The following is a 2,766-nucleotide window of genomic DNA, read 5'->3' as shown; positions in this document are numbered from 1 at the left end:
CAGCACCCCCCGCAGCTCCTCCGGCCTGACCACCGCGTCCGCCGCCCCCGCCGCCACCTGTGCCTCCGCCGTGTATGCCGTCGGGTCGGCGTCCGGTGGGCGGACCCGGGAGCCGGCGAAGCCGATCTGGGCGGTGGGGAGGGCGAGGGTGATGTCGGCGCCGGCGCCGAGGGTCGCCCAGCCGCCGCCGGTCGTGGGGTCGCGGAGGATCGCGATCTGAGGGAGGCCGGCTTCCCTGGTGAGTATCGACTGGCGGGCCACGCGCTGGAGTTGGGTGAGCGCGAGCATGCCCTCCTGCATACGGCTGCCGCCCGTGGCGACCAGGGGGACGACGGGGAGGCGATGGGCGCGGGCGTAGGCGTACGCCGACTCCAGCCGGTCGCCGGTGCGTTCGCCGAGCGAGCCGCCCAGGAAGCCGAACTCGAACGCCAGCAGCACGGCCCGCGTGCCCTGCACGGTCGCGGTGCCGCAGACCACCGACTCCTCCTCGCCGGTCCGCTCGCGGGCCCGCGCACGGGAGGCGTCGTAGCCCTGCCAGGACAGAGGGCCGTCCGGCTGCCCGGAGCCGGACTTCGCTGCCGGTGCGGGGAGTTCGGTGAAGGAGGCCTCGTCGGCGACCCGCGCGACGACCGCGCGTGCCGACAGGCGCCGCTCAGTCATGGCTCAGGGCCCGCTTCATGATCTTCCCCATGTCGTTGCGGGGCAGCGCGTCGAGGTAGTGGACCCTGCGGGGGCGCTTGTGGGGAGCGAGGCGAGCCGCGACATGCGACGCCAACTCCTCTGCCGTGGGGGGCGATTGAGGGTCCGCCGGGACGATCCACGCCACGATCCGCTCGCCCAGGTCGGCGTCCGGTTCGCCGGTGACCGCCGCCTCCCGTACCCCCGGGTGTTCGAGGAGCGCGTTCTCGATCTCGCCCGCCCCGATCTTGTACCCCCCGCTCTTGATCAGGTCGGTGGCCTTGCGGCCGACGATCCGGACGTAGCCGTCGGGGTCCCGTACCGCCATGTCGCCGGTGCGGAACCAGCCGTCCGCCGTGAAGGCCGCGGCTGTCGCGTCGGGCCGGTTCAGGTACTCGGTGAACAGGTTCGGGCCGCGCACCTGGATCTCGCCCACGGTCTCGCCGTCGTACGACGCGATCGGCGTCCCGTCCTCCTCCACCAGCCGCAGCTCCACACCGGGCAGCGGGACGCCGACGGCGCCGGGCCTCGGCTCGCCGTCCGCGCGGACGCTCGTGTTCATCAGCGTCTCCGTCATGCCGTACCGCTCGACGACCCGCTGCCCGGTCGCGGCCGTGATCCGCTCGTGGTCGTGCACGGGCAGCGCCGCCGAGCCCGAGACCAGCAGACGCGCCTTGCCCAGCGCCTGCGCCAGCCCGGGGTCGTCGGGCAGGGCCTGGGCGATGCGGTGGTACATGGTCGGCACGCCGAACACCATGGTCGCGCCGTCGTCCAGCTCCCGCGCGACCCCCTCCGTGCTGAACCGGCCCAGATGCCGTACGGCTCCGCCGCGGCGCAGCGGGCCGAGGATGCCGAGGACCAGGCCGTGGACGTGGAACAGGGGCAGCCCGTGGACCAGTACGTCCTCGGCGGTCCACTGCCAGGCGTCGGCGAGCGCGTCCAGGGTGTGGGACACGGCCCGGCGCGGGAGCACCGCCCCCTTGGGCGGGCCGGTGGTGCCGGAGGTGTAGACGACCAGGGCGGGGTCCTCGCCGGTCGCCCCCGGGTCCGGGAGCGGCCCGGCGCCGCGCACGTCGACGTCCACCCGCTCCAAGTCCCGTAGCGGCGGCGGCAGTTCCTCACCGGGCGCGGCCAGTACGAAGCCGGGCGCGCTGTCCGACAGGATGTGCCCCAGCTCCTTCTCCCCCGACTTCGGGTTGAGCGGTACGGCGGCGCTCCCCGCCTCCAGGACCGCCACCACGGCGACGGCCGTCTCCAGCGTCGGCGTCGCCCATACGGCCACCCGCTCTCGGCCCGCGATCCGCGCCGCGAGGGCACCGGCGGCGGCGCCGAGTTCGCCGTACGTCAGGGAACGGTCGCCGAAGCTCAGGGCGATCCGCCCCGCCGGACCGGCCGTCAGGGCCGGGAAGAGAGAGGACACGCGTCGTACTCCTTAACTGTCGCCAATTGTTGGTGCGGACACCGGCCTTCGTGGGCCGTCGGCCTACCCCCAGCCCGGCACGACCATCAGCAGCCACACCACCGCGGGCACCGCCGCCACCACGATCCCCCCGTACACCATCAGCTGCCGGAAGAAACGCTCACGGTCGACATCCGGTGCCGCGGCCAGTACCAGCGCGCCGTTCGTCGAGAAGGGGCTCACGTCCACGACCGTCGCCGACACCGCGAGCGCCGCCACCATGCCGATCGCCCCGATCTCGCCCTGCGCCAGGAACGGCACGGCCAGTGGGATGAGCGCGCCCATGATGCCGACGGACGAGGCGAACGCCGAGACGATCGCGCCGATGTAGCAGAGCAGCACGGCGGCCAGCAGCGGGACGCCGATGCCGCCGACTCCCTCGCCGGCCCAGGTGATGGTGCCCATCTCGTCCAGTACGCCGACGTAGGTGAGCACGCCGCAGATCAGCAGCACGGTCGGCCAGGCGATCTCGCCGACCGCCTTGCGGCTGTCGTCCGGCCAGAGGGCGCTGAGGAGGACGGCGAGGGTGATCGCGGTCAGGCCCGCGTCCAGGTCGAAGGCGAGGACGGCGATGACGAGGGTGATGAGGGAGAGGAGGGTGGCGATTCGGGGTGGGGTGAGGGGGAGGG

3 protein-coding genes are annotated in these 2,766 nt (G+C 73.7%); all 3 read right to left on the bottom strand.

The annotated features are described in order from the left end of the window. Positions 1 to 660: carboxyl transferase domain-containing protein (locus tag L0P92_RS43725; RefSeq protein ID WP_273634162.1), on the bottom strand; the 660-nt coding region annotated here is incomplete at its 3' end. Continuing rightward, positions 653 to 2,098: an acyl-CoA synthetase gene (locus tag L0P92_RS43720; RefSeq protein ID WP_234768691.1), complete on the bottom strand. Its 1,446-nt coding sequence runs from the start codon at positions 2,096 to 2,098 to the stop codon at positions 653 to 655. The genes L0P92_RS43725 and L0P92_RS43720, both read right to left, overlap by 8 nt. A 63-nt stretch (positions 2,099 to 2,161) precedes the next feature. Beyond that, the coding region (locus L0P92_RS43715) for an SLC13 family permease (protein ID WP_372497435.1) at positions 2,162 to 2,766 on the bottom strand (605 nt) is incomplete at its 5' end.

The sequence above is a fragment of the Streptomyces muensis genome, from assembly GCF_021474425.1.
Taxonomy (GTDB): Bacteria; Actinomycetota; Actinomycetes; order Streptomycetales; family Streptomycetaceae; genus Streptomyces; species Streptomyces muensis.
The sequence above is the reverse complement of the archived record's forward strand: the minus strand, read 5'-3'. Positions and strand labels throughout refer to the sequence as shown.